Consider the following 26280-nt stretch of genomic DNA (forward strand, 5'->3'; position numbering starts at 1 on the left):
CCAAATCTTTTCTCGACGGGGCCCGGTGTCAAGGACCGCGAAGCGGCCGGCGTAGCCGGCGGCCGAAGGCCGTCCTTGACTCCGGGTGCCGTCGAGAAGACCCTCAAAGAAGGGTCGGCGGCCCACCCCAACCCCAAGAAACCTCCCGGCCAGAGAGCCCACAGGCACCTCAATGCCCCACAAGCATCACGAGATTCAAATTAGGGCTTGGACAGGCATCACCAAACGTTCCTAACGTGATGGTCACCACTTTCCTCACCCTCACAACCCCGAAGGACGTGACTCGTGACCGAGTACAGCCCGACCGACCTGGCCGCCCAGCTCAAGAGCGGGCTTCTCTCGTTCCCGGTCACCCACTTCACCGAGGACCTCCAGTTCGACGAAGAGGGCTACCGGAAGCACCTGAGCTGGCTGGCCCAGTACCCGGTCGCTGGTCTCTTCGCGGCGGGCGGCACGGGTGAGGGCTTCTCGCTGAACCCGGAGGAGACGGACAAGGTCGTACGCGCGGCGGTCGACGAGGTCGCCGGGGCGGTTCCGGTGCTGGCGCCGGCGACGGGGAGCACGTCGAACGCGGTGGCTCAGGCGAAGGCGGCGGAGGCCGCGGGGGCGGACGGGCTGCTGCTGATGCCGCCCTACCTCACCGAGGCCGGGCAGGACGGGCTCGTCGAGCATGCCAGCCGGGTCTGCGACGCCACCGGGCTCGGCGTGATCGTCTACAGCCGGGCGAACGCGGTGCTGCGGGACGAGGCCGTCGCGCAGCTCGCTGATCGCAACCCCACGTTGATCGGTTTCAAGGACGGCGTCGGCAACATCGAGCAGATGACCCGCACCTACGCCCGGGTGGGCGAGCGACTGATCTACATCGGTGGCCTGCCGACGGCGGAGACGTTCGCGCTGCCGCTGCTCCAGCTCGGCGTGAGCACCTACTCCTCGGCGCTGTTCAACTTCGCGCCGAAGTGGGCGATCGAGTTCTACGATGCCGTACGTGCGCAGGACCGCGACGAGGTCTACCGTCGTCTCAACGAGTTCGTGATCCCCTACCTCGACATCCGCGACCGTACGGCCGGCTATGCCGTCTCGATCGTCAAGGGCGGTCTGGCCGCGATCGGCCGGTCCGCGGGCCCGGTCCGCCCGCCGTTGACGGACCTGCGCGAGGACGAGATCGCCGAGCTGCGTGACCTCATCGCCCGGATCTCCTGACGCCGACCGGCCACCGAGAGACCGACCCCGATAGGAAGGGACCATGAGCTACCGCTCGATCATCGCCGGAGCCGACTCCGAGCAGCCCGACGTCACCGCCGCCACCACCGCCGCAGCCGAGGCCTTCGCCGGCTACCGCGCGACATCTCCCGAAGCCCGAGGCGACTTCCTCGACGCCGTCGCCGCCGAGATCGAGGCGTCCCGCGCCGAGATCATCGAGGCCGCCGTCGCCGAGTCGCACCTGCCCGAGGGCCGGATCAGCGGCGAGGTCGGCCGCACCACCGGCCAGCTGAAGATGTTCGCGGCCGTCGTGCGCCGCGGCGACCACCTGGGCGTACGCATCGACCCGGCCCTCCCGGACCGCACCCCGCTCCCGCGCGCCGACATCCGCCAGCGCCAGATCCCGGTGGGCCCGGTCGCGGTCTTCGGCGCCAGCAACTTCCCGCTCGCCTTCTCCACCGCGGGCGGCGACACCGCCTCCGCGCTCGCCGCGGGCTGCCCGGTGGTCGTCAAGGGCCACCCCGCCCACCCGCTCACCGGCTACCTGGTCGCCCAGGCGATCACCCGGGCGGTCGAGAAGGCCGGCCTGCACGCCGGCGTCTTCTCCTTCCTCCTCGACACCGACCCGAAGGGCGGCATCGAGCTCGGCCAGAGCCTCGTGTCGGACCCGCGCATCAAGGCCGTCGGTTTCACCGGCTCCCGCGGCGGCGGGCTCGCGATCGCCGCGACCGCGGCGGCCCGCCCCGAGCCGATCCCGGTCTACGCCGAGATGTCCTCGATCAACCCGGTCGTCGTCCTGCCCGGTGCTCTCGAGGGTGACATCGACGCGCTCGCCACCGCCTACGTCGGCTCCCTGACCCTCGGCTCCGGCCAGTTCTGCACCAACCCCGGCCTGCTCTTCCTCCCGAAGAGCGAAGCCGGCGACGCCTTCCTGGCAGCAGCCGGCCGGGCCACCGCCGAGGCCGTCGGCGCGACCATGCTGACCTCCGGCATCGCGGCCGCCTACGAGAAGGGCACCGCCGCGCTCCGCGCCACCGACGGCGTCACCGTCGTCGGCGAGGGCACCGCAGGCGACACCGACGCCCCGGCACCCCAGCTGGTCGAGGCCGCCCGCCTCGCCGGCGTGACCGACGAGGTCTTCGGCGCCTCCGGTGTCGTGGTCCGCTTCGACTCCGTCGAGGACCTGCTGCCCAGCCTGGACTCCCTCGAGGGCCAGCTGACCGCGACCGTCCACGCCACCGACGCCGACAACGAGGCCGCGGCCCAGGTCGTCGCCGCGCTCGAGCTCAAGGCCGGACGGATCCTCTTCAACGGCTGGCCCACGGGTGTCGAGGTCGGTCACGCGATGGTCCACGGCGGCCCGTTCCCGGCCACCTCCGACTCCCGCACCACCTCGGTCGGCAGCCTCGCGATCGAGCGCTTCCAGCGTCCCGTCGCCTACCAGGACGTGCCAGCAGCCCTCCTCCCCGAGCCCGTACGCGACGACAACCCGTGGCACCTCGCCCGCCGCATCGACGGTGAGCTGCAGCTGCCATGACCAAGACCATCTCCACGATCGCCAAGGTCGAGGTCGTCCCGGTCGCCGGGCACGACTCGATGCTGCTCAACCTCAGCGGCGCGCACGCACCCTTCTTCACCCGCAACATCGCGATCCTCACCGACTCCGAGGGCCGCGAGGGCGTCGGCGAGGTCCCCGGTGGAGAGCCGATCCGGCGCACCATCGAGGAGGCCGCCGAGCTGCTCGTCGGCCAGCCGGTCACCCGCTACCGCAGCCTCCTGCGCCAGGTCGCGACCACCTTCGCCGACCGCGACGCCGGTGGCCGCGGAGCCCAGACCTTCGACCTGCGTACGACCGTCCACGCGGTCACCGCGCTGGAGTCCGCGCTCCTCGATCTCGCAGGTCAGGCCCAGGGTGTGCCGGTCGCCGAGCTGCTCGGCGACGGCCAGCAGCGCGACAGCGTACCAATGCTCGGCTACCTCTTCTACGTCGGCGACCCCGACAAGACCGACCTGCCCTACCTTCGGGGCGACGACGACACCGACGACTGGGGCCGCATCAGGAGAGAGGCGGCGCTGACCCCCGAGGCGGTCGTACGCCTCGCCGAGGCCGCCCAGGCCCGCTACGGCTTCGCCGACTTCAAGCTCAAGGGCGGCGTGCTCGCCGGTGAGGAGGAGGTCGCCGCGGTGACCGCTCTCCACGAGCGTTTCCCCGACGCCCGGATCACCCTCGACCCCAACGGCGGCTGGCTGCTCGCTGACGCGGTCAGACTGCTGAAGGGCAAGGACGACGTGCTCGCGTACGCCGAGGACCCCTGCGGTGCCGAGGGCGGCTACTCGGGCCGCGAGGTCATGGCCGAGTTCAAGCGCGCGACCGGGCTGCGGACCGCGACCAACATGATCGCGACCGACTGGCGCCAGATGTCCCACGCGATCCGCACCAACGCCGTCGACATCCCGCTCGCCGACCCGCACTTCTGGACCATGTCCGGCTCGGTCCGCGTCGCCCAGCTCTGCCATGACTTCGGGCTGACCTGGGGATCCCACTCCAACAACCACTTCGACGTCTCGCTGGCCATGTTCACCCATGTCGGCGCCGCCGCACCGGGGGAGATCACCGCGCTGGACACCCACTGGATCTGGCAGGACGGCCAGGGGCTGACCGAGGAGCCCCTGCAGATCCGCGACGGTGCGGTGCGGGTGCCGGACGCCCCGGGCCTCGGGGTCCGGCTCGACCGCGACCGGGTCGCGGCCGCGCACGAGCTCTACCTCGAGCACGGCCTCGGCGTGCGTGACGACGGCGTCGCGATGCAGTACCTGGTGGGCGGCTGGACGTTCGACCCCAAGCGCCCGTGCCTGGTCCGTTGACCGCGCTGTCGACCCGGTGAACGCCGAGCTCGCCTGGCTCCTGCTCGCCGGTGTCGGCGCCGGGCTCACCGGCTCGGTGGCCGGGCTGGCCTCGCTGATCAGCTATCCCTCCCTGCTGGCAGCGGGCCTGCCGCCGGTCGTCGCCAACGTCACCAACACGGTGGCGATGTTCGGCGTCACCGGCGGCACCATCGCCGGCTCGCGCCGAGAGCTCCGCGGGCAGGGCAGGAGGCTCGCCTGGCTGGGCCTCGCCTCCTTCCTCGGCGGAGCGGTCGGCGCCGCGCTGCTGCTCACCACGCCCGCCGAGGCGTTCGAGGCGGTCGTGCCGTGGCTCGTCGGCGCCGGTGCGGTCCTGCTGCTGCTCCGCGACCGGATCCGCGGTTGGGCCGCCGCTCGCGCGGCCGCGCGAGCGCCGCGGGAGGCTCGACCACCAGACAGCACAGCCCGGCGTACGTTGGCGCGCGGGTTCGGCTGGGGCGTGATCGTCTTCGTGCTCGGCATCTACGGCGGCTACTTCGGCGCGGGAGTCGGCATCATCGCGCTGGCCGTGCTCGTGCTGGAGCGCGCCGAGGCCATCGCGATCACCAACGCGGTCAAGAACGTCGCCACCGGCGTCGCCAACGGCACCGCCGCGATCGCGTACGTCTTCTTCGCCCCCGTCGACTGGCCTGCGGCCGTCGCCCTCGGGCTGGGCGCGGTGCTCGGCGGCTTCCTGGGTCCCGCGATCGTCCGGGTCGCTCCCGAGCGTCCGCTGCGCTGGTTGGTCGGTCTCGCCGGCCTCGGCCTCGCGTTTCACCTGGCCCTCCACTAGATCAAGAGCTGCCTTCCGCTGGACGGAATCCTGCTCTGGTCACCGTGTGGTGCCGGTCATAGCCTCGGGCGTCATGAGCATCTGGGACGAGAAGATCTTCGACGGCGCCTTCGTGCCCGGCGGTGCCGGGACCATGCCCGTGACGGCCCCCGCGACCGGGGAGACCATCGCGACGATCGGGCAGGCGGACGTCGCCGACCTCGACAAGGCAGTCGCGGCCGCCAAGCAGGCGCAGCGCGCCTGGGCCGCGCTGCCCTACACCGAGCGCGCCGCGGTGATGACCAAGGCGGCCGCCATCCTCGAGGCCGAGCCCGACCGGCTGACCCGCTGGCTGGTGCCGGAGGCCGGTTCGGGCCAGGGCAAGGCCGGCTTCGAGGCGATGCTGGTGACCTCCGAGCTGAGCGCTGCCGCGGCGCTCGCGGCCCAGCCGTACGGCCAGATGCTGCGCAGCATGAAGCCGCGGGTCTCGATCGGCCGGCACGTCCCGGTCGGTGTCGTCGGCGTGATCAGCCCGTTCAACTTCCCGGCGATCCTCTCGATGCGCTCGGTGGCTCCGGCGCTGGCGCTCGGCAACGCCGTCGTGCTCAAGCCGGACCCGCGTACGTCGATCTCCGGCGGTCTCGTGCTCGCCGAGATCCTCGCCGAGGCGGGGCTGCCCGAGGGGCTGCTGCACGTGCTCCCGGCCGGCGCCGAGGTCGGGGCCGCGCTGGTCGCCCACCCCGACGTGCCCTGCATCTCCTTCACCGGTTCCACCGCCGCCGGCCGCAAGATCGGTGAGGCCGCCGGGCCGCTGCTGAAGAAGGTCCACCTCGAGCTCGGCGGCAACAACGCGCTGCTGGTGCTGCCCGACGCGGACATCGACGCGGCCGCCTCCGCCGGTGCCTGGGGATCCTTCCTCCACCAGGGCCAGATCTGCATGACCACCGGCCGTCACCTGGTCCCCAAGGACAAGGTGGAGGAGTACGCCGCCAAGCTGGCCGCCAAGGCCGAGGCCATCCCGGTCGGCGACCCGACCGACCCGGCCAACGCGCTGGGCCCGATCATCGACCAGCGGCAGCTCGAGAACGTGCACGCCATCGTGGAGGACACGGTCGCGGCGGGCGCGAAGCTGCTCGCCGGCGGCACCCACGACGGGCTCTTCTACCGTCCGACGGTCCTGGCCGACGTACCTCTGGACAGCCCGGCCTTCAGCCAGGAGATCTTCGGCCCGGTCGCCCCGGTCGTGGGCTACGACAGCGTCGAGGAGGCGATCGAGATCATCAACTCCTCCGAATACGGTCTCTCGGTCTCGCTGCTCACCGCCAACCCGTTCAAGGCCTTCGAGTTCGCCGACCGGATCACCTCAGGGGCGGTGCACATCAACGACCAGACCGTCGACGACGAGGCCGTCGCTCCCTTCGGCGGCGCCAAGGCCTCCGGCGTGGGCGGTCACTTCGGCACCTCGGCCAACCTGGACACCTTCTGCGACATCCAGTGGGTCACGATCCAGTCGGAGATCGAGCGCTACCCGTTCTGACGACTCCGCGCAGGGTCGATGAGGGTCATCCCCGCGAGCGGGGCCGTGTCGAAGGTCGGTAGCAGCGACCCGGCCTCCTCGAGGGAGATGACCCGCTCGACCAGGTCCTGGGGGCGCAGCGCGCCCGACGCGATCAGGTCCATCATCCGGGGGTAGTCGGCGGCGGCCATGCCGTGGCTGCCGAGCAGGTCGAGCTCCCACCCGATGACGCGCGCCATCGGCACGCGGGGATGACCCTCGACCGGAGGCAGCAGCCCGATCTGTACGTGGCGACCCAGGCGACGGAGGGAGAAGATCGCGTCCGCGCAGGTCTGCTCGCTACCGACGGCGTCGACCGAGACATGGCTGCCGCCACCGGTCAGCTCATGGACCTGCGCCGGGATGTCGGAGCCGTCGGCGACCAGGACATGGTCGGCACCCAGCCCGGTCGCGACCTGGAGCGCGCCGACGTTCCGGTCGACGGCGATCACCGAGGCGCCCAGCGCCTTGGCGATCATCACCGTGCTCAGCCCGACGCCTCCGGCGCCCACGACGGTGACCCACTCGCCCGCACGGACGTCGGCGCGTCCCGTCAGGGCGCGGAACGAGGTCGCGAACCGGCAGCCCAGGCTCGCGGCCGCCTCGTCGGAGACGTCGTCGGGGATCGCGACCAGGTTGGTGTCGGCGGCGTGGAGCGCGACGTACTCGGCGAACGAGCCCCAGTGGGTGAAACCGGGCTGTTCCTGGGCGGGGCAGACCTGGGCGTTGCCCGAGCGGCACCACTCGCACTGCCCGCAGCCCTCGACGAACGGCACCGTGACGCGGTCGCCGACCTTCCAGTCGCGAACCCCGGCACCGACGGCGTGGACGACGCCGGCCAGCTCGTGGCCCGGGACGTGGGGCAGCTCGATGTCGTCGTGGCCGACCCACGCGTGCCAGTCGCTCCGGCAGATCCCGGTGGCCCGGATGCGCACGACCACGCCGCCGTCGGGAGCGGTCGGTTCGGGCACGTCCCGGACGTCGAGGGGGCCGCCGATCTCGTCCATCACCAACGCGCGCACGCGCCGATCGTAGCCAGGTGCCCGCACTGGCTGACGATTCGTCGTCGACTCCAGGTAGTCTCGCCCTGCCAGTCGTACTCCATGCCTGATGGGGTCAGGGAACCCGGTGAGAGTCCGGGACTGACGCGCAGCGGTGAGGATGACGGGCGGGACACGCTCTCCTGGTCGATATCGGCAGTCGATGTCGGCGAGAAGGGCAGCCACTGGAGCCCGGCTCTGGGAAGGCGTCCCGCGCCGATCGATTCCGAGTCCGAAGACCTGCTGGCTCTGGCGGCGCCCGCCGCCAGGTCACCACGTGCCCCGCGGAAGGGCACATGACCACGGAGCAGGTGGCTGGATGCCTCGAACCCGAACCGACCGGTGCCCCGGAGTCGGCCGACCGTGGCCGGCCGAGGACGGTCTGCTGGTGAGACTTCGTCTGATCGGCGGCTCGGTCTCGTCCGCCTCGCTGCTCTCGCTGATCTCCGTGGCCGAGACCTACGGCGACGGGCTCGTCCATCTCACCGGGCGGGCCAACCTCCAGGTGCGGGGACTGCCGTCGGTCGACGGCACCCTCCCGGCCGAGGTGCTCGCCGCGCTGAAGGCGACCGGCCTCGTCCCGGCCCAGACCCACGAGCTCGTACGCAACGTGATGGTCTCCCCGCAGACCGGCCTCGCCGGGGGACGCGCCGACCTGCGCGGCGTCGCCGCGTCGCTGGACCGGCTGCTGTGCGCCGCGCCCCGTCTGGCCGCGCTCCCGGGCCGGTTCCTCTTCGTGCTCGACGACGGTCGCGGCGACCTGGTCTCGCGCGAGTGCGACCTCGGGCTGGTCGCGCTGTCGGCCACCGAGGGCCAGCTCCGGATCGGCGACGTGTGGGGGCCGGTCGTGCCGCTCGCCGAGGCGGCGCCCCGGCTGGTCACGCTCGCGGAGCAGTTCTTGAACGTACGCGGCACCGGTGCGTCCGCGCCCTGGCACGTCTCCGAGCTCGACTGCCCGCTGGCCGAGCCGGTCGCGGCCGAGGACCGGCTGCCCGGCGCGGCCGCCGAGCTCGGGTTCGGCGAGGTGCCCGGGGGAGAGCACGTCCCGGCCGTCGACGGGACCCTCGACCGGGCCGCGGTCGAGAGGCTGGCCGCGCGGGCGCCCGAGGTCGTGGTGACGCCGTGGCGCGGCGTACTCGTCCCGTCTCCTAAGCCGCGTCCGACCCGGCGCTACGACTACATCGACTCCGGCCCGGCGATCTACGTCGACTCCTTCGCGACCATCCGGCGCGAGGCCGACCTGTCCGCGGTGCCGGCCGACGCCGAGCGGCTCGCGGTGCGGATGATCCACGGCAGCGGACAGGTCGATCTCGCCTCCGACCTGGTCATCCACCCCGATCTGGTGAAGGCCGCGCGAGGTGCGCTGGAGGCCGGTGCGCCGATCCTGTGCGACGCCACGATGGTCGCGACCGGGGTCACCCGCAGCCGGCTGCCGCGTGACAACGAGGTGCTCTGCATGCTCGGCGACGACCGGGTCCCCGCGCTCGCCCGGGAGTGGAGCACGACCCGCACCGCCGCTGCGCTGGCGCTGTGGGAGCCCTACCTGGACGGCGCCGTGGTCGCCATCGGCAACGCCCCGACGGCGCTGTTCCACCTGCTCGAGATGATCCTCGACGGCGGTCCACGCCCGGCCGCGATCGTCGGCTGCCCGGTCGGCTTCATCGGCGCGGCCGAGTCCAAGGAGGCGCTCGCCTCGTTCGCCGCCGATCACGGGATCGACATCCCCTTCGTCACCGTGCGCGGTCGCCGCGGCGGATCTGCGATGACCTCGTCCGCCCTCAACGCACTCGCCCAGGAGCAGGAATGACCGGCCCGACCCCTGGACGGTTCACCGTCGTCGGCATCGGCCCGGGCGACCCCGAGCTGATCACCCTCAAGGCCGCCCGGCTGATCGGTGCGGCGCCGGTCGTCGCCTACCACGCCGGCGTACGCAAGCAGTCCCACGCCCGCCGGATCGCCTCCTCGCTGATCCCCGCGGACGCGATCGAGGAGGAGCTGCGCTACCCGGTCACCACCGGCACGACGACCCATCCGGGCGGCTACGTGGGCGCGATGGCCGAGTTCTACGAGTCCTGCGCGGTCCGGCTCTCGGCTCATCTCGACGCCGGCCGCGACGTGGTGCTGCTCGCCGAGGGCGACCCGCTCTTCTACGGCTCCTCGATGTATCTCCACGACCGCTTCAAGGAGGTCTATTCGACCTCGGTGGTTCCCGGCGTGCCGGCCTTCGCGGCCGCCACCGCCGCGGTCTCGACGCCGCTGGTGCGCCAGACCGACGTCCTCACCGTCCTGCCCGGCACCCTGCCGGAGCCCGAGCTCGCCCGGCGCCTCGCCGACACCGAGGCCGCCATCATCATGAAGCTCGGCCGTACGTTCCCCGCGGTTCGTTCCGCGCTCGTGGCCGCCGGGCGGCTCGAGGGCGCCTGGTACGTCGAGCGTGCCTCGCAGCCCGAGGAGCGCTGGCTCCCCGTGGCCGACGTCGACCCGTCATCGGTGCCCTACTTCTCACTCATCGTCGTCCCCGGTGACACCGCACCCGCCCCCGCGCCTGCCGCGGCTCGGCTGCGGCAAGAGCTCCCGGAGGTCGAGTCCGTCGAGGTGACGCGCGGGGGCGACTCGAACGGCTCGGCCTCCGGTGAGGTGCTCGTCGTCGGGCTGGGCCCGGGGCCGGAGGGGTGGGTCACCCCCGAGGTCGCGGCCGCGCTGGCCGAGGTCGGTCACGTCGTCGGCTACGCGCCCTACGTCAACCGGGTGCCTCAACGCGAAGGGCTGCAGCGGCACGCCTCGGGCAACACCGTCGAGGTCGACCGGGCCCGGCACGCCCTGGACCTGGCGAAGGCGGGGGAGAAGGTGGCCGTCGTCTCCGGCGGCGACGCCGGGGTCTTCGGGATGGCGTCGGCCGTCTTCGAGGCGGCCGCCGACCCGGCCTATGCAGCGGTACGCATCCGGGTGCTGCCCGGCGTCAGCGCCGTCCAGGCGGTGGCCGCCCGCGCCGGCGCCCCGGTCGGGGCCGACTTCGCGGTGATGTCGCTCTCCGACCGGCTCAAGCCGTGGTCGGTCGTCGAGGAGCGGCTGCGCGCCGTGGCCGCCGCCGACCTGGTGCTCGCGATCTACAACCCGGCCTCGCGCTCCCGAACCGAGCAGATCGGCACCGCCCGCGACGTACTCCTGGAGCACCGCAAGCCCGACACCGTCGTGGTCGTCGGCCGCGACGTCGGGCGCGCGGAGGAGTCGCTGACCGTGACGACGCTCGGCGACCTCGACCCGGCCGAGATCGACATGAAGTGCCTGGTCATCGTGGGCGCGAGCTCGACCCGCGTCACCGAGGCCGGGCAGGTCTGGACGCCGAGGTACGTCCGGTGAGGGGCTGGCGGTTCATCAAGGTATGCAGCCGAACCCTCACTTCCCACGTGGAGTTCCGCCAGGGAAGCGCACGTTGGTCTGCATACCTAGACGAACCAACCCGGAGGCACCCCCGATGACCGTCCACTTCGTCGGTGCCGGCCCCGGCGCGGCCGACCTGCTCACCGTCCGTGCGACCCGGATGCTCGCGGCTGCGGACGTGGTGCTCTACCCGGGCACCTACCTGGACCCCGAGGTGCTGGCGCACTGCAGCCCCGAGGCCGAGCTGGTCGACACCCAGCGCCTCGACCTGGACCAGATCGTCGGCGCGACCGTCGCCGCCCACCGCGCCGGCAAGCAGGTCGTACGCCTCGTCTCCGGCGACCCCTCGGTCTACTCGGCGATGGCGGAGCAGACCCGGCGGCTCGACGCCGCCGAGGTGCCGTGGGACGTGACCCCCGGGGTCCCGGCCTACGCCGCGGCGGCCGCCAGGGTCGGGCGCGAGCTGACCGTCCCGCTGGTGGCGCAGTCGGTGGTGCTCACCCGCACCCAGGCCCGGTCGACGCAGATGCCGGAGGGGGAGTCGCTGGCCGCGTACGCCGCGACCGGGGCCACCCTCGTGCTCCACCTCGCGATCCGGCGCACCCGGGAGCTGATGGCCGAGCTGTTGCCCTACTACGGACCGCAGTGTCCGGTCGTGGTCGTCTACCGTGCCAGCCAGCCCGAGGAGAAGGTGCTGCGCGGGACCGTGGCGACGATCGCCGACGCGGTCGAGGACGCCGGCCTGCGCCAGGCGGCCGTCATCCTGGCCGGGCCCGCGCTGGCCCGCGACGGGGGCGAGTCGTTCCTCTACGACGCGGCCCGGGTGCGTGCCTGATGGATCTCTACGACGCCATCAACCGCCGCCGCGACACCCGTGCCGAGTTCACCGGTGAGCCGGTCGACCCCGCCGTGCTCGAGCGGGTGCTGTCGGCGGCCCACGCGGCGCCGAGCGTCGGGATGACCCAGCCGTGGGACTTCGTGCTGGTGCGCTCGCCCGAGACGCTGCGTACGTTCCGCGAGCACGTCGCCACCGAGCGAGAGGTCTTCGCCGACTCCCTGGCGGGGGAGCGGGCCGAGACATTCTCGAAGATCAAGATCGAGGGGATCTGCGAGTCCGGCCTCGGGGTGGTCGTCGGCTACGACCCGACGCGCGGCGGGACCCACGTCCTCGGCCGCCACGCGATCGCCGACGCCGGCCTCTACTCGACCGTCCTCGCCATCCAGAACCTCTGGCTCGCCGCCACCGCCGAGGGCCTCGGCGTCGGCTGGGTCAGCTTCTACCGCGAGGAGTTCCTGCGCGACCTGGTCGGGATGCCCGACCACGTACGTCCCGTCGCCTGGCTCTGCGTCGGCCCCGTCGAGGATCTGCCCGATGTCCCCGACCTGGAGCGCTTCGGCTGGCGCCACCGCTCCGCGCTCTCGACGGTGGTGCACGAGGAGAGGTTCGGGTAGCCGCCCGCTCCAGGCGCGGACGTGAACCTCGGTCCCTGCCTGGACGGCGGTTGGGACTGGGGCCGAGTAAAAACTTGTCATGCGCATGACAAGTTTTCTCTCGGCTCGTGGGTGGTGCTGTAACGGTCGGTCACGGATTGGTGATCGTCAGACCGGTGATGGTCCAGCTGCCGCTCACGTGTAGGGCCTGTCCCTGTGCGAGCCCGACGATGGGGCACAGGAAACCTGTTGGGGCGGCAACAATCCGCTGGGTGGACCCGGTGGGGGTGAAGAGCCCGGTCGCGTCGTCGAAGGTGCCAGTGATGTCGCCGGCGACGTTGAACGAGCAGACGCCAGACTCGACAGACATGGCCGCGTCGGTGATCGCGGCGGGGGAGACCGAGCCGACCTCGGGCCCGGTGATCGCGAAGCCCCAGGTGCCGGTCAGATCGACCGTGACCGCTCCGCCGTCCGCAAGACTGCACCCGCTGACTGTGAGCTGGTCCCATGTGGTGACGGGCATCCCGAACGGTCTGCTGTCGTTCGGGCCGAACAGGCTGCCCGGCATATCGAACTGTTCACACGTGAAGCTGAAGTCGGCCTCCACGACGGTGAAGGTGACGGGGCCGCCGCTGAGGGTGACGAAAGGTCCGCCGTGAGGGGTATAGGTGCCGGCTGCAGCCTGGACAGGCTGGGGCATTGCCGTGACCGTCGCGAGGGCGAGAGCGCCGGCCGCGATACCGGCGAGCACTGTGCTGATGAACTTCTTCATGGTGGTCCTCCGTATCGGTGGGGTCCCGAGAGGTTCACGTGGCTACTGCGAGGGCGATGGCGATGCGCGGTTCGGGGCGTTGTTGGCCAGGTCGGCTGTTATCGCCGAGGAGTTCCTGCGATCTCTTGTTGGTTTGCTCGAGTACAAACGTCCCGTCGCCTGGCTGTTCGTCGGTCAGGCCGACGACGTACGTGAGGCCCCGACCTGGATCGATGTGGCACCGTGATCGGTCACTGACCCTCGCCGTCCGGGAGCGGCGGCATCGGCGGCACCTCCGGGCCGGGCAGTGGGCACACGGGGCGGGTCGGTGATCCGCCGCACTTGCTGAGGTCTTCCAAGGGAATCCGGTTCCAGGCGATCAGACCGCCTTGGAGTGCCCGCACCGGGTTGTTCGGGCCTGAAGCCATCGCACTCACCAGCGGACTGAGGTCATCACCGCTGGTGCCGCAGTTCGCGAAGGGCGGGATATCGATACCTGTGGACGCGGGGATCGTGCGCCCGTTGTCCTCGAAGTAGTAGGGGTCGTTCAGCGGGCCACGTGACCCTGGGTGCAATCCGTCGAAAGCTGCCAGGTAACCGCCGCTTCCGGGGGCGTACGGGCGACCGGTGCTGGCGTCTCCCCACAGGTAGAGATCGATTGGACGGTTCGTCTGGCAGTTCGGACCGAGTTCGACCGGCACCCCATCTACCTCGAGGTCGCTGAGGCGGATATCGACCTTCCCCTCTACCACGGTTGATGCTCCTGGGATGTCGGTGGGGACGTTGATGCACCCCCTAGTCCTGCGGCGGTTCCACGAGTGGGCCATCAGAGGCTGGACCTTTCCGTTGACCCGCGGGACCGAGATCGTCAGATTCGCCGTAGCCGGGATGGTCCCGAAGGCGATCAAATTGATCTTGTCTTCGGTGAGAATCCCCACCTCGGCGCCACCGCCCTCTAGAGGCTTCAGCGGATACAGCGGGGTCCGAAAATAGCCGGTCACCCACTGGGTGGCCGGATCATCTGTTGCGCACGACGGCTGGTAGAAGGGGTCGGGGACGCAGTGCGGGATCTTGGCGGTGCAGTTGGCCGAGTACGCGGTCGGGTTCTCGAGAGGGTCGTTCAACTCCCCGAAGTACAAGCCGCCCCAGATCTGCTGTGAGGTGATGGACATCTTCGCGCGCCGTGCGACCGCGTGCTGCGAATTGGTGACGATGCCCTCGGTCTGGCTGATCGATAGCCTAGGGGGGAGGTCGTCGAACCCTGGCAGGCCCTCGGCCGGATCGTCTGCGATCAATGCCTTCAGCTCCGGCGTCGGAGCCTTCACGCTGCTCTGGGAGGCGCTCTGTGGATCGACCTCGGGATCGCCCGTGGCCGAACTGGTGGGGAGGGCGAGGAAGGCGGCTCCCAGCAAGAGGACGCCGGAGGCCGCACGGCCAACGCGTGCTCCGGCACGAGTGAGGGGGATGCGCATGAAGAGTTCCTCAGGTGGTCGGGTCCGGTGAGGACCGTACGGGTGTCCGTCATCAGTTAAGACTGCGAATGTGGCGAGCGCCACAGAACGATGAAATGAAGGTCAGGAGCTGAGGAAACTTGTCACGCGCGTGACAAGTTTCCTCAACACCTCGCGGGGGCCAGTTGGTCGCTCACGGGTTGGTGATCGTCAGGCCGCTGATTACCAGGGGACCGCTTACTTGAATGCTTAGACCCCGATCTAGCCCGATGATTGGGCACAAGTAACCCGCTGGATCGTCAGAGATCGTCAGGGTCGATCCCGTGGGAGTGAACACCCCAGTGGCGTCGTCGAAGTCACCGCTCATCTCGCCGGAGATGTTGAATGAGCAGGCGTTCATCTCGACGAAAATCGCGACGTCTGTGATCGCGGCGGGTGAGACCGAGCCGACCTCGGGCCCAGTGATCGCAAGCCCCCAGGTGCTGGCCTGATCGAACGTGGTATCGCCCATGGTCGGATTGAAGCAACCGCTGGCTACGATCTGATCCCAGGTTGCAGCGCTCGTCCCGAAGGGGCGACTGAGATCGGGGTCGAGAACGGATCCGGACAGGTCGAACTGCTTGCAGTCAAACGTCTGGTTGGCCTCGACGACGGTGAAGTTGACGTTGTTCCCGATGAGGGAGACTCCGGTGCCGCCGTGTGGCGCATAGGTGCCATCGAACGCGCGGGCGGGAGGTGACATCGTCATAACGGCCACGATGACGAGTGCTCCGGCGGCGAGACTAGTGCGTAGTGTGCTGGCCAGACACTTCATTGATCTTCTCCTTGAATGGTGGCCTGCTCCCGAGAGGGTCGGCAGGAAAAGGTCTGTGTCGGTGACCGACGGCCACCGACACAGACCCCAGGTTGGATCGGTCAGTGCTGGTCGATCACGGGTTGGTGATGGTCAGCCCGGGCGCGGTCCAGGTCCCAGCCACGGTGACGTCCTGCCCCTGGTCGACACCGATGATCGGGCACAGGAAGCCGGACGGGGTGTCCGTGATGGTCAGCGTGGAGGCGTTCGGCGTGAACACTCCGGTGGAGTCGTTGAAGGTTCCGCCGACCGTGCCCCCGACGTTGAAGGAGCAGCCCGCAGCCTCGACGAACGCGGTCACGTCGTAGAGCTCCGCGGGCGATACCGAGCCGGCCTCCGGACCCGTGACCCGAACACGCCAGACACCGGTCGGGTCGACAGTGGTGTCACCCGCGGTGTCGTTCCAGCATCCGCTGGACGCGAGCTGGTCCAACACGCCGGCCTCCGCCCCGAAAGCCCTGTTCACGCCGGGGTTGGTGATGGTGCCGATCAGGTCGAACTGGGAACAGGTCAGCGTCTGGCCGGCCTGGACCGCGGTGAAGGACACGTTGTTGCCGGTGAAGGTGACGCCCGGCCCGCCGTTCGGGGTGTAGCCGTCGAGGGCCGCCTGAGCAGGCGACGACATGGCGGCCACGGTGGCGGTGGCGAGCGCGCCGGCGGCGAGTCCGGTGAGCATGCGGCTGATGATCTTCCTCATGGTGTTACTCCTAGTTTCGTGGTGGGTTTCGAGACGCTCAGGCGGTGCCTGCGCGAGCGTTGGAGATGTTCAATTCGAGGGTGTTGTCGGTGCCCGGCACCAGGGTGTTGATCGGGATGGAGCCGAACCAGGGGAAGAACCCGGGGATGTCGAAGAAGTTCAGCGCGGCACACCCGGTGAAGCTCCCGATCGTGTAGGTGGAGGTGACCCGCCCGCCGCCGTTGACGGTGAAGAACTCACCCTCGGGAGTGCTGGCGGTGATGGTGACCGGCTCGGCGGTGTGGCAGCGGCTGCCGACGGCCAGCGGCCACCAGATGCCGAACACCTTGGCCTCGACATCGCTCAGCTGGATGTCGTAGGCGACCGTCGAGGTGAGCGTCGCCTTGCCCAGCTGGCTGGTCGGCACGATCGCGCCGGACAGCGCCCCGACCTGGGTCATGGTGACCTTGGCCCGGGCCGGGATCCCGAAGATGTCGAAGTTCATCGTCTGCGTCGGGATGGCGAGGGAGCCGCCGACGATGTGACCGTTGGTGGTGTCGATGACGGACTTGAGCACCGAGGGCCCGATGGCCATCGACGAGTCGACCTGCGAGCCGATGTGCGTCGTGCCGACGGCGTCGTAGTCGACCTTGAGGGTCGGGTTCTCGACGGCTTGGGCAGCGGGCGCACCGGCGAACAGTGCGGTGGCCACGAGGGCGGCGAAGGCCGTGACGGCCCACATGCGGCGACGGGGTGGAGGCTTGGTTCTCACGTGTTCCCCTTACGGTGTGGAGGGGTGATCGAGCCGGGTAGGAGATCGACCACAACTGCGATGACGGCACCTATTCAGGGGGTCGCGACGGGCGGCTGGCTACCGTGGCGACATCGAAAGTCGCCAGATCCGCCAAAAATTGTCAGATCGGTGACAATTTCGCCTCAAGGACGAAATTTTGTGATGCGCGTTACAAGTTTTCGTGGTTCTTGGTCCTCATCCGCCGAAGCCTCTGGACGCGGCGTTCGGCGCACCCCTTGACTTCGGGGTGAAGTCGTCCTTCGCGCGGCTCCCCAGGTCGCGGCACAGCGAAGGGCGGATACGGAGGAGAGCGCTGCGTGGCTTCGACGACACGACCGATCACGAATACGTTCCCGGGCCCGATCCCCAGAAGGCCCCGCACGACACTACGGATCCACCTGTCCCCACCCCCCGACGCCGTCGCCCGCGAGATCGGGATGGCCTGTCGGCCGCGGGCCAAGGAGCTCTCGCGCCGCATCGCCCGGCGCATCTGCGGCGAGGTGGCCGCGTTCAGCGACCCACGGCTGCGCGACATCATCGCGGAGGCGCTGAACGAGGCGGTCGCACTGTTCATCGATGCCATGGCGGGAGCACCCGTGCGGGGCACCACCGTCGCCCACCTCTACCAACGCCTGGGCAGCCTGGAGGGCCGGGCCGGTCACAACCTCGATGCGATGCGGGCCGCCCACCAGATCGCGACCTTGGAGTCCTGGCGGGAGATGTCGACGCTGGCCGACGAGCTGGACCTTCCCCGGGCAGCGGTGAGCTACCTCACCGAGGCACTCCTGGACTATCAGCACCAGCTGCTCGAGCACGCGATGCGCGGGTTCACCGAGCCCGTGCCGCAGGCCGACCCCCGGCTGGCGCTCTTCGCCGCGCTCGTCGGAGCCCAGGCCGACAGTGACCTACCCGTTCTGGCCGGTCGCGCCGGCTGGAAGACCACCGACAAGGTGGCGGTGGCCGTGGCTCCGGGCGGCCCGGTGACCGCCGACCTCGCCGCGCCCACGGCGCACCTGCTCACCGGTCCGAGCGAGGGGGCGATCGTCATGATCGGGCCGTCGCCCGAGCTGCACCGCCGGGCCGAGGCCGTCGTCGCTGCGACGAGCCGTCCGGTCGCGGTCACCTGGGAGGTGAGTCTCGCCGAGACGCACCACGCCGTACGGTGGGGTCATCGCGCCCTCGCCCTGGTGGCCGATCAGGTCCTGCAGCCGTCCTCGGACGGCATCGTGTGGTGTGCCGCCCACCAGTCGGATCTGTGTCTGTATGCCGACCCGACCCTGCGCCGTGTCGCTGACGAGCACCTGCTGGCACCGCTCATGACAGTGACCCTGAAACGCCGCCTCGCGCTCGCCGAGACCATGCAGGTCTGGCTGGGCACCCGCCCGAGCGCCCCGGTCGTCGCCGGGCAGCTGGAGATCCACGAGCAGACCGTGCGCCACCGCCTCCGACAGATCAAGAGTCTCTTCGGGGGCCGCCTCGAGGACCCGTCGGAGACCGTCGGGCTGATGGCCGCCCTCGAGTCGACGGTCCCGCGCTGGCGGCGCCAGTTCCTCGGCTGACCTCGCCGGCCTCGGTTTCTACGTACGCAAGGCCCACTGCACCACCGTTCGCTGCGGAGCCCAGCCACGGAAGGTGCCGATCGCGTCGACGGACTCCACCGAGATCCGGGTCAGCTCACCACCCCGTTCGGCGTGCTGTCTCGCCAGGAGCTGCTCGGTCTCCAGGGTGACGCCGTGGACGATGATCCGGCCTCCGGGTCGCAGCGCCGCGAGGCAGGCGTCGAGCACACCGGGCCGGGTCGCGCCACCGCCGATGAAGATCGCGTCGGGGCCGGCGAGACCGGCCAGTGCATCAGGGGCGCGGCCCTCGACGACGCACAGCCCGGGGACGCCCAGGCGAGCCGCGTTGCGGGCGATCCGGGCCGCCCGCTCGGTGTTGGCCTCGATCGCGGTCGTGGTGCACGTCGGGTGCGCCCGCATCCACTCGATCCCCACCGACCCGGCGCCTGCGCCGACGTCCCAGAGGTGCTGCTCCGGGGCCGGGGCGAGGCGTGCCAGCGCCGAGGCCCGCAGGTCGCGCTTGGTCAGCTGGCCGTCGTGCTCGAAGACGTCGTCGGGCAGCCCCGCGACCCAGCCACCGAGGGGCGTGCCGACGCACTCGATGGCCACGATGTTGAGGCGCGGTGACTCCCCGACCCAGGTGGAGGCGGTCGCGGTCTGCGCACTCTCCGCCTCTGCTCCCAGGTCACCCAGGACGGTCATCGGCGAGGCGCCGAATCCTGCTGTGACCAGGAGCTTCGCGATGCGGCCGGGGGTGGATCCGTCGGAGGAGAGCGCCAGGATCCGGCGGCCGGGGGCGAGCTCGCGGGCCACGAGCGCGACGTCGCGGCCGACGAGGCTGACCACCGCGCACGTCTCGGCCGGCCAGCCCATCCGGGCGCGGGCGAGGGCGACGGAGGAGACGGCGGGCTCGATGCGTACGTTCTCCGGACCGAGCAGCTCGATCAGGGTCGTGCCGATGCCGGAGACGAGCGGGTCGCCGGAGGCCAGCGCGACCACGCCGCCGAGGTCGCCGGAGCCGCCGAGGTCGTCGAGCAGGGCAGGTAGGCCGTCGCGGAGCGGAGAGGGCCAGGGCTCACGGCGCTGGCCGGGGACGTCCGGGACCAGGTCGAGATGGCGCTTGCCGCCGAGGATGACCGAGGCCTCCCGGACCAGCAGCTGGTGACGTACGGGAATCTCGTCCCAACCTCCGGCACCGATGCCCACCACGACGATCATGGGGCCAGACGCTACAGTGACCGCACAGGCGCGAGGTGCCCCGACTGGGGAGAATCTGGGAAGCCGGTGAGAATCCGGCACAGGCCCGCTGCGGTGAGCCGAGCCCCCACGGGGGACTCGGTAAGTCCGAAGACCGGCCCCGCGCCCAACCAATCAACGCGATAGGGAGCGGGAGCCTCTCATGCCGGTGCACTACCCATTTTCTGCCGTCCTCGGCTGCCAGGCCGACTCGGCCACAGGACTCGACGACATGGGCCTCGCGCTCGTGCTCACCACGATCTCCCCGGAGATCGGCGGGGTCCTCGTCCGTGGTGAGAAGGGGACAGCGAAGTCGACGGCCGTACGCGGCCTGGCGGCCGTGCTGCCCTCGATCTCGGTCTACGCGGGGGATCGGTTCTCGATCGACCCCGCCGACCCGTCCGCGGAGTCGCCGGACGGTCCGTTCGGGTCCTCTGCCGCGGTGGAGAGCCGGCCGGTGCGGCTGGTCGAGCTCCCGGTCGGGGCCACCGAGGACCGGGTCGTCGGCTCGCTCCACCTGGAGAGCGCGCTCTCGCGGGGTGCCGTCGAGTTCGAGCCGGGTCTGCTGGCTCGGGCCCACCGCGGGCTGCTCTACGTGGACGAGGTCAACCTGCTCCACGACCACCTCGTCGACCTGCTGCTCGACGCTGCCGCGATGGGCCGGGTCTCGATCGAGCGCGACGGCGTCTCGGTCTCCCACGCCGCCCGCTTCGTCCTGATCGGCACCATGAACCCCGAGGAGGGCGAGCTGCGTCCGCAGCTGCTGGACCGCTTCGGACTCACCGTCGAGGTCGCGGCGCCGCGGGATCCGTCGTTGCGGGCCGAGGTCGTACGTCGCCGGATGGCCTTCGACCTCGACGCCGATGCCTTCGTCGAGCGTTTCGGCGCGGACGACCGGGCGCTGACCGCCCGGATCGCCGCCGCACGTGAGCTCGTCGGGAAGGTCCGGCTCACCGAGCCCGGGCTGCTCAAGATCGCCGAGGTCTGCGCGGCGTTCGAGGTCGACGGGCTGCGCGCCGACATCGTCACCGCCCGCACCGCGGTCGCACACGCCGCCTGGGCCGGGCGCTCGGAGGTCACCCGTGCCGACATCCGCCGGGCTGCGCTGCTCGCCCTGCCGCACCGGCGTCGGCGCAACCCGTTCGACGCTCCGGGGATCGACGAGGACCTGCTCGACCGGATCCTCGGGGACGAGGAGCTGCCGCCGGAGCCGCCGGAGGGTGGGCCGGACGGTCGGCCGGAGGACGGGTCCGACCCGGCTCCGCCCAACGAGGACGGTTCTACAGATGCCGAACCTCCGTCGGTCGATCCCGGCGAGCGCCAGCGAGATGGTGGCGAGCCCGAGGCAGCCGACGCTGTGGACGACCAGCCTCAGGCCCCGCCCACGCCCTCCGCTCCCGCAGGGGAGTCCGTCACCGCGGCCGCACCGGCCTACCGCCCCCGCCTGCTGACCGTCACCGGTCTCGGCACCGGCCGCACCGGCGGGCGGAGCAAGGCGATCGGTAGCACCGGCCGCCGGATCGGGGCGCGGGAGAGCGGCCGAGGGTCGCTGCACCTCGTCGAGACGCTCAAGGCGGCGGCGGGGAAGCAGGGCGCCCGGGGACGTACGTCCGGACGGGTCGAGCTGCGGGCCGAGGACCTGCGCACCGCGGTCCGCGAAGGACGCGAGGCCAACCTGGTGCTCTTCTGCGTGGACGCGTCCGGGTCGATGGCGGCGCGCAAACGGATGGCGCAGGTGAAGGCGGCGGTGCTCTCGCTGCTGCTCGATGCCTACCGGCGCCGCGACAAGGTCGGGATGATCACCTTCCGCGGCGAAGGTGCCGAGCTGGTGCTGCCGCCGACCGGGTCGGTCGACCTCGCCGCAGCGCGTCTCGACGAGGTGCCCGCCGGGGGACGCACGCCGCTGGCCGAAGGTCTCCTCGAAGCCGCCCGGGTGCTGCAACGCGAGCGGCTGCGCGACCCCGACCTACGACCGCTGCTGGTGGTCGTCACCGATGGTCGTGCGAACGCCAAGAAGGACGGGAAGGACGCGGTGCGGCGCTCGCAGCAGGCCGCAGCGTACGTCGCCGGTCTGGGTGTCACCACCGTCGTCATCGACTCCGAGAGCGGGCCGATGCGGCTCGGGCTGGCCCGTCAGCTGGCCGCGCACCTCGGCGCCGAGCACGTGCCGGTCGCCGAGGTGAGTGCGGAAGCGCTGACCTCCGCGGTGCAGGGCTACACCCACAGCGGGAAGGGAGCGGCCTGATGCCGAAGGGACAGCCGCTCAACGTACCCGACGACGGGCTCACCACCCGCCAGCGCCGCAACCGACCGCTGATCATGGTCCACACCGGGCCCGGCAAGGGGAAGTCGACCGCCGCCTTCGGGCTCGCGCTGCGCGGGTGGAACCAGGGCTGGCGGATCGGGGTCTTCCAGTTCGTGAAGTCGGCCAAGTGGCGCATCGGCGAGCAGACGGTGTTGGAGCGGCTCGGTGCGCTGCACGAGGAGACCGGCGAGGGCGGTCCGGTCGACTGGCACAAGATGGGCTCGGGCTGGTCCTGGTCGCGCAAGCAGGGCGACGCCGAGGACCACGCCGCGGCTGCCGCCGAGGGATGGGCCGAGATCAAGCGCTGCTTGGCCGCGGAGACGTATGACCTGCTCGTCCTCGACGAGTTCACCTACCCGATCAAATGGGGCTGGGTCTCGGCTGAGGAGGTGGCGTCGGTGCTCGCCGCGCGGCCCGGGCGCCAGCACGTGGTGATCACCGGTCGTGACGCTGCGCCCGAGCTGATCGAGGTCGCCGACCTGGTCACCGAGATGACCAAGATCAAGCACCCGATGGACGCCGGCCAGAAGGGCCAGCGGGGCATCGAATGGTGACCCTGCCGCGGCTCGTGGTCGCGGCCCCGTCGACGGGCTCGGGGAAGACGACGATCGCGACCGGGCTGATGGCGGCGCTGCGTACGTCTGCGGGGTTGATCGTCAGCGGCCACAAGGTCGGGCCGGACTACATCGACCCCGGCTACCACGCGCTCGCCACCGGGCGACCCGGACGCAACCTCGATCCGCACCTGGTCGGCGTCGACCGGGTGGTGCCGCTGTTGCTCCACGGTGCCGCCGGGGCCGACATCGCGATCATCGAAGGGGTCATGGGCCTCTACGACGGCCGCCTCGGCACCGACGGCTTCGCCTCCACCGCCCACGTCGCGGGCCTGACCTCCTCGCCGGTCGTCCTGGTCCTCGACGTCGCCCGGATGTCCCGCTCCGCTGCCGCGATCGCCGCCGGGATGGTGGCCTTCGATCCGTCCGTACGCATCGGGGGAGTCGTGCTCAACCGCTGCTCTCCGGGGCGCAACGCCGATGAGATCCGACGCGCGCTGGAGCAGATCGGGCTGCCGGTGCTCGGTCTGCTGCCGCGGGACGAGTCGCTCGCGACGCCCTCGCGTCACCTGGGTCTCGTCCCCGTCGCCGAACGCGACGAGTCGGTCGCCCTCATCGAGCGCCTCGGGGAGCAGGTCGCTGCCCACCTCGATCTCTCCGCCCTGCTCGACGTCGCCCGCTCGGCCCCCGACCTCGAGGCCGAGCCGTGGGACCTGGCCACGGCGCTGGGGATCGAAGCCTCGCCCGGGCGCGACCGTCCGGTCGTGGCCGTCGCGGGCGGGCGGGCGTTCACGTTCCGCTATCCCGAGACCGAGGAGCTCCTCGAGGCGGCAGGCTGCGACGTACGCTCCTTCGACCCGCTCACCGATCAGGCGCTCCCCGAGGGCACGAGGGGGATCTACCTCGGTGGTGGCTTCCCGGAGATGTACGCCGCCGAGCTCGCCGCCAACCGAAGCCTGCTCGCCGACCTCCGGGCCGCCGTCGAGGCCGGGATCCCGACAGCTGCCGAGTGCGCCGGGCTGCTCTACCTGGCGGAGTCCCTCGACGGCGTACCCATGGCCGGAGCCATCCCCACCCGGGCCGCGATGAGCGAGCGCCTCACCCTGCGCTACCCGGTCGCGGTCGCCGCCTCCGACTCCCTCCTCACCCGCGTCGGCGAGCAGGTCACCGGCCACGAGTTCCACCGCACCACCACGACCCCTCCCGCCGGGACCCAGGCCGCTTGGACGGTCGACGGTGCCTCGACCGGCTTCAGCAGCGACACCGTCCACGCGTCCTACCTCCATGTGCACTGGGCCGGGCACCCACACCTGGCTCGCCGCTTCGCCGACGCCGTCGGTCGAGCCGTCACTCCCGTCAGGCGGCTCGAGACCACACTCGAGACCACACTCGAGACCACAACTGTCGAATCGAGCGAGTCAGGCGACCGTGTCGCTGATCCGTTGCGGCATCACGGCGACGTCGAGGTGCGGGACGGGTTGTCGGACTTCGCGGTGAACGTCTACCCGGACCGACGACCGGCGTGGCTGGACCAGGCGCTCCACGACTCGCTCGCGCCGACCGCCTACCCCGACGAGGAGCCGGCGCGGCAGGCGCTGGCCAAGCACCACGGCCGCGAGCGCGGGGAGGTGCTCCCGACGGCGGGGGCGGCGGAGGCGTTCACGCTGGTCGCCCGGGCGAGAAGCTGGCGCAAGCCGGTGGTGGTCCATCCCCAGTTCACCGAGCCGCATGCGGCGCTCGAGCAGGCCGGCCACCCGGTCACCGAGGTCCGGCTCCGCGTCGAGGACGGCTTCGTCCTCGACCCGAGCGCAGTGCCCGAGGACGCGGACCTGGTCGTCGTCGGCAACCCGACCAACCCCACCGGCGTACTCCATCCCGCGGCCACCCTCCGAGCGCTCCTGCGCCCCGGCCGGCTGGTCGTGGTCGACGAGGCGTTCATGGACGCGGTCCCCGGAGAGCCGGAGACACTCACCGCCGATCGGGCCGACGGGCTGCTCGTGATCCGCAGCCTGACGAAGCACTGGTCGATCCCCGGCGTCCGAGCCGGCTACGTCGTCGGCGATCCGGTGGCGATCGGCGACCTCGAGGCCGTGCGTACGCCCTGGTCGGTCTCGGCGACCGCCGCTGCCGCGATGCTGGCCTGTGCGACCGAGCGGGCGAGCGGCGAGGCCCGCGAGCGCGCCGAGCGGATCGCCGGCTGGCGCGACCGTCTCGAGACGGGGCTGCGTGAGCTGAGGATCGAGTACGTCCCCTCGGCCGCCTCCTTCGTCCTCGCCCGTCCGGGGGCCGGAGTCCGTGAGGCGTTGCGCGAGCACGGCATCGCCGTACGCCGCGCCGACACCTTCCCGGGGCTCGGCCCGGACTGGGTGCGGATCGCGGTCCGTCCGGCGGAGATGACCGATCGCCTCCTCGAGGCGCTCACCCGGGTCAGCCCGTGAGGCCGCGGGCAGTCGGGCTCCTTCTGGGGTTCCTGCTCGACCGGATTCTCGGTGACCCGCGGCGCCACCATCCGGTCGCCGGCTTCGGCACGGTCGCGATGAGGGCGGAGCAGGCCTGGTATGCCGACGACCGTGCGCGTGGCGTCCTGCACGCCGCCGCCCTGGTCGGGGGAGCGGTGGCCCTCGGCGCCGCTGCCGAGCGGCTCGCTCCCGGCCGGATCGGGACGGCGCTGGTGACCGCGGCCTCGACGTGGGCGGTCCTGGGTGGCCGTTCGCTGGAGCGGGAGGCGCTGGCCGTCCACGCCCATCTCGATGCAGGTGACCTGCCCGCCGCACGGCAGCGGCTGACGCACCTCGTGGGTCGCGACACCGCCGAGCTCGATGCCTCCGAGGTCGCCCGCGCCGTGGTGGAGAGCGTGGCCGAGAACACCTCCGACGCGGTGGTCGCGCCGTTGGTGTGGGGCGCGCTCGGCGGCGTACCCGGCCTGCTCGGCTACCGCGCCGCCAACACCCTCGACGCGATGGTCGGCCACCACAACGACCGCTACGAGCGCTTCGGCTGGGCGAGCGCCCGCCTCGACGACCTGCTCAACCTGCCCGGCTCGCGCCTGTCCGGCCTGCTCACCCTGGCCGCGGCGCCGTCGCGGGCGCGGCAGGCCTGGCAGGCCTGGCGCCGCGACGCCGCCGGACACCCGAGCCCGAACGCCGGCGTCGTCGAGGCGACCTTCGCCGGTGCCCTCGACATCCGCCTCGGCGGCACCAACCGCTACTACGGCGACCGGATCGAGCACCGCGCGGTGATGGGCGACGGCCGCGCCGCCAGCCCTGCGGATATCGTCAGCGCCACCACCCTGGCCCGCCGGGTCGGCATCGGCGCGGCGCTGGTCGCGGCGGGGTACGCGGTGGTCGTTCAGCGCCCTTGACGGAACGCCCGGGCCATGACCGCCGGTGGTGCCTCGGCGATGCCCGGCCCGCCGGCGCGGGTCCATTCGGCCAGCGCGCCGGCGACCCGCTCCGAGCCGGCCCGGGCGACCCAGACGGGCCGGGCCCCGCGCTGCCGCCCCTCGGGTGAGGGGCCGACGACCACGACGTCGGCGCGCTCGCAGGGGCCGAGGCAGTCGGCGACGCGTATCGTCGCCGACTCCCCGGCCGCTGCGTTGAGCGTGGTGAGCACGGCCGCATGGTCGACCCCGGGCGACTTCCGCTCGGTCCCGCAGCAGCAGCCGCGGCAGACCGTCAGCGTCGGTCGCCCGGCAGCGGCGTCGCTCATCGATCAGCCTTCACACGCCGCGCAGTCCGGGCCGTTCTCGATCGCACAGACCTCGGCGTCGCTCCAGTCGTCCCAGGTCAGGTCGTCGATGGCGTCGGTGGTCGGGGTCTCGTTCATGGTCATGCCTCTCTG

Annotated in this window: 22 protein-coding genes, 1 pseudogene and 2 riboswitches; of the genes and pseudogenes, 15 read left to right on the plus strand and 8 right to left on the minus strand. The window is 71.4% G+C overall.

Annotation, left to right across the window (positions count from 1 at the left end; all coding sequences use genetic code 11):
• Positions 1 to 285: 285 nt before the first annotated feature.
• The 5 genes from kdgD to WBG06_RS23560 all read left to right on the plus strand — a co-directional run bounded on the left by kdgD (position 286) and on the right by WBG06_RS23560 (position 6392).
• The gene (gene kdgD, locus WBG06_RS23540) at positions 286 to 1200 is read left to right on the plus strand and encodes a 5-dehydro-4-deoxyglucarate dehydratase (RefSeq protein WP_336739793.1); all 915 of its coding nucleotides are present in this window, start codon (positions 286 to 288) and stop codon (positions 1198 to 1200) included.
• 43 nt (positions 1201 to 1243) lie between these two features.
• Positions 1244 to 2737, plus strand: coding sequence for an aldehyde dehydrogenase (NADP(+)) (locus WBG06_RS23545; RefSeq protein WP_336739795.1), 1494 nt, complete (start codon positions 1244 to 1246; stop codon positions 2735 to 2737).
• Complete coding sequence (locus WBG06_RS23550; RefSeq protein WP_336739797.1) at positions 2734 to 4065, plus strand: enolase C-terminal domain-like protein; 1332 nt, start codon at positions 2734 to 2736, stop codon at positions 4063 to 4065. Before WBG06_RS23545 ends, WBG06_RS23550 begins: the two co-directional genes overlap by 4 nt.
• A 16-nt stretch (positions 4066 to 4081) precedes the next feature.
• Positions 4082 to 4876: a sulfite exporter TauE/SafE family protein gene (locus tag WBG06_RS23555; protein ID WP_336739799.1), complete on the plus strand. Its 795-nt coding sequence runs from the start codon at positions 4082 to 4084 to the stop codon at positions 4874 to 4876.
• A gap of 73 nt (positions 4877 to 4949) precedes the next feature.
• On the plus strand, positions 4950 to 6392 hold the full coding sequence (locus WBG06_RS23560) for an aldehyde dehydrogenase family protein (RefSeq protein WP_336739801.1): 1443 nt from the start codon (positions 4950 to 4952) through the stop codon (positions 6390 to 6392).
• On the opposite strand, the gene WBG06_RS23565 is transcribed toward WBG06_RS23560, so the two are convergent.
• Positions 6380 to 7432 carry a zinc-dependent alcohol dehydrogenase family protein gene (locus WBG06_RS23565; protein ID WP_336739802.1) on the minus strand — a complete coding sequence of 351 codons (1053 nt, stop codon included), beginning with the start codon at positions 7430 to 7432 and terminating at the stop codon, positions 6380 to 6382. The genes WBG06_RS23560 and WBG06_RS23565 overlap by 13 nt on opposite strands.
• 53 nt (positions 7433 to 7485) lie before the next feature.
• A riboswitch (cobalamin riboswitch) is annotated at positions 7486 to 7712 on the plus strand.
• A gap of 57 nt (positions 7713 to 7769) precedes the next feature.
• Here WBG06_RS23565 and WBG06_RS23570 point away from each other — a divergent pair.
• From WBG06_RS23570 to bluB, 5 genes and pseudogenes are all read left to right on the plus strand, one after another.
• Positions 7770 to 7958: pseudogene (locus WBG06_RS23570) on the plus strand (nitrite reductase); the annotation flags it as partial.
• 690 nt (positions 7959 to 8648) lie between these two features.
• On the plus strand, positions 8649 to 9257 hold the full coding sequence (locus tag WBG06_RS23575; RefSeq protein WP_336740185.1) for a precorrin-8X methylmutase: 609 nt from the start codon (positions 8649 to 8651) through the stop codon (positions 9255 to 9257).
• Complete coding sequence (gene cobJ, locus WBG06_RS23580; protein ID WP_336739804.1) at positions 9254 to 10810, plus strand: precorrin-3B C(17)-methyltransferase; 1557 nt, start codon at positions 9254 to 9256, stop codon at positions 10808 to 10810. The genes WBG06_RS23575 and cobJ overlap by 4 nt, the downstream gene beginning before the upstream one ends.
• A gap of 115 nt (positions 10811 to 10925) precedes the next feature.
• Entirely contained in the window at positions 10926 to 11666 is a 741-nt protein-coding gene (cobM, locus tag WBG06_RS23585) for a precorrin-4 C(11)-methyltransferase (protein WP_336739805.1), read from the plus strand.
• Entirely contained in the window at positions 11666 to 12283 is a 618-nt protein-coding gene (gene bluB / locus WBG06_RS23590) for a 5,6-dimethylbenzimidazole synthase (protein WP_336739806.1), read from the plus strand. Before cobM ends, bluB begins: the two co-directional genes overlap by 1 nt.
• 130 nt (positions 12284 to 12413) lie before the next feature.
• On the opposite strand, the gene WBG06_RS23595 is transcribed toward bluB, so the two are convergent.
• The 5 genes from WBG06_RS23595 to WBG06_RS23615 all read right to left on the minus strand — a co-directional run bounded on the left by WBG06_RS23595 (position 12414) and on the right by WBG06_RS23615 (position 16765).
• Positions 12414 to 13034: a hypothetical protein gene (locus tag WBG06_RS23595; protein ID WP_336739807.1), complete on the minus strand. Its 621-nt coding sequence runs from the start codon at positions 13032 to 13034 to the stop codon at positions 12414 to 12416.
• A gap of 230 nt (positions 13035 to 13264) precedes the next feature.
• Positions 13265 to 14485, minus strand: coding sequence for a hypothetical protein (locus tag WBG06_RS23600; protein WP_336739809.1), 1221 nt, complete (start codon positions 14483 to 14485; stop codon positions 13265 to 13267).
• A 172-nt stretch (positions 14486 to 14657) separates the two neighbouring features.
• Positions 14658 to 15278, minus strand: a complete 621-nt coding sequence (locus WBG06_RS23605; RefSeq protein WP_336739811.1) for a hypothetical protein — start codon at positions 15276 to 15278, stop codon at positions 14658 to 14660.
• A 115-nt stretch (positions 15279 to 15393) separates the two neighbouring features.
• Positions 15394 to 16014: a hypothetical protein gene (locus WBG06_RS23610; RefSeq protein WP_336739813.1), complete on the minus strand. Its 621-nt coding sequence runs from the start codon at positions 16012 to 16014 to the stop codon at positions 15394 to 15396.
• A gap of 37 nt (positions 16015 to 16051) precedes the next feature.
• Entirely contained in the window at positions 16052 to 16765 is a 714-nt protein-coding gene (locus tag WBG06_RS23615) for a hypothetical protein (protein ID WP_336739815.1), read from the minus strand.
• A gap of 338 nt (positions 16766 to 17103) precedes the next feature.
• On the opposite strand from WBG06_RS23615, the gene WBG06_RS23620 reads away from it, so the two are divergent.
• Positions 17104 to 18345, plus strand: a complete 1242-nt coding sequence (locus tag WBG06_RS23620) for a helix-turn-helix domain-containing protein (protein WP_336739817.1) — start codon at positions 17104 to 17106, stop codon at positions 18343 to 18345.
• Positions 18346 to 18363: 18 nt separating this feature from the next.
• On the opposite strand, the gene cbiE is transcribed toward WBG06_RS23620, so the two are convergent.
• A complete protein-coding gene (gene cbiE, locus WBG06_RS23625; protein ID WP_336739819.1) occupies positions 18364 to 19563 on the minus strand; it encodes a precorrin-6y C5,15-methyltransferase (decarboxylating) subunit CbiE in 1200 nt (399 codons plus the stop codon).
• Between the two features lie 16 nt (positions 19564 to 19579).
• Positions 19580 to 19719: riboswitch (cobalamin riboswitch) on the plus strand.
• Between the two features lie 25 nt (positions 19720 to 19744).
• Here cbiE and WBG06_RS23630 point away from each other — a divergent pair.
• From WBG06_RS23630 to WBG06_RS23645, 4 genes are read left to right on the plus strand one after another with little or no spacing between them, the layout of a single operon-like run.
• Entirely contained in the window at positions 19745 to 21826 is a 2082-nt protein-coding gene (locus tag WBG06_RS23630; protein ID WP_336739820.1) for a VWA domain-containing protein, read from the plus strand.
• The gene (cobO, locus tag WBG06_RS23635; RefSeq protein ID WP_336739822.1) at positions 21826 to 22440 is read left to right on the plus strand and encodes a cob(I)yrinic acid a,c-diamide adenosyltransferase; all 615 of its coding nucleotides are present in this window, start codon (positions 21826 to 21828) and stop codon (positions 22438 to 22440) included. Before WBG06_RS23630 ends, cobO begins: the two co-directional genes overlap by 1 nt.
• Positions 22434 to 24878, plus strand: a complete 2445-nt coding sequence (locus WBG06_RS23640) for a cobyrinate a,c-diamide synthase (protein WP_336739824.1) — start codon at positions 22434 to 22436, stop codon at positions 24876 to 24878. Before cobO ends, WBG06_RS23640 begins: the two co-directional genes overlap by 7 nt.
• A complete protein-coding gene (locus WBG06_RS23645) occupies positions 24875 to 25801 on the plus strand; it encodes a cobalamin biosynthesis protein (protein WP_336739826.1) in 927 nt (308 codons plus the stop codon). The genes WBG06_RS23640 and WBG06_RS23645 overlap by 4 nt, the downstream gene beginning before the upstream one ends.
• On the opposite strand, the gene WBG06_RS23650 is transcribed toward WBG06_RS23645, so the two are convergent.
• On the minus strand, positions 25789 to 26148 hold the full coding sequence (locus tag WBG06_RS23650) for a (2Fe-2S) ferredoxin domain-containing protein (protein WP_336739828.1): 360 nt from the start codon (positions 26146 to 26148) through the stop codon (positions 25789 to 25791). The genes WBG06_RS23645 and WBG06_RS23650 overlap by 13 nt on opposite strands.
• Positions 26149 to 26280: the final 132 nt, after the last annotated feature.

The sequence above is a fragment of the Nocardioides sp. CCNWLW239 genome (assembly GCF_037137035.1).
Lineage (GTDB): Bacteria > Actinomycetota > Actinomycetes > Propionibacteriales > Nocardioidaceae > Nocardioides.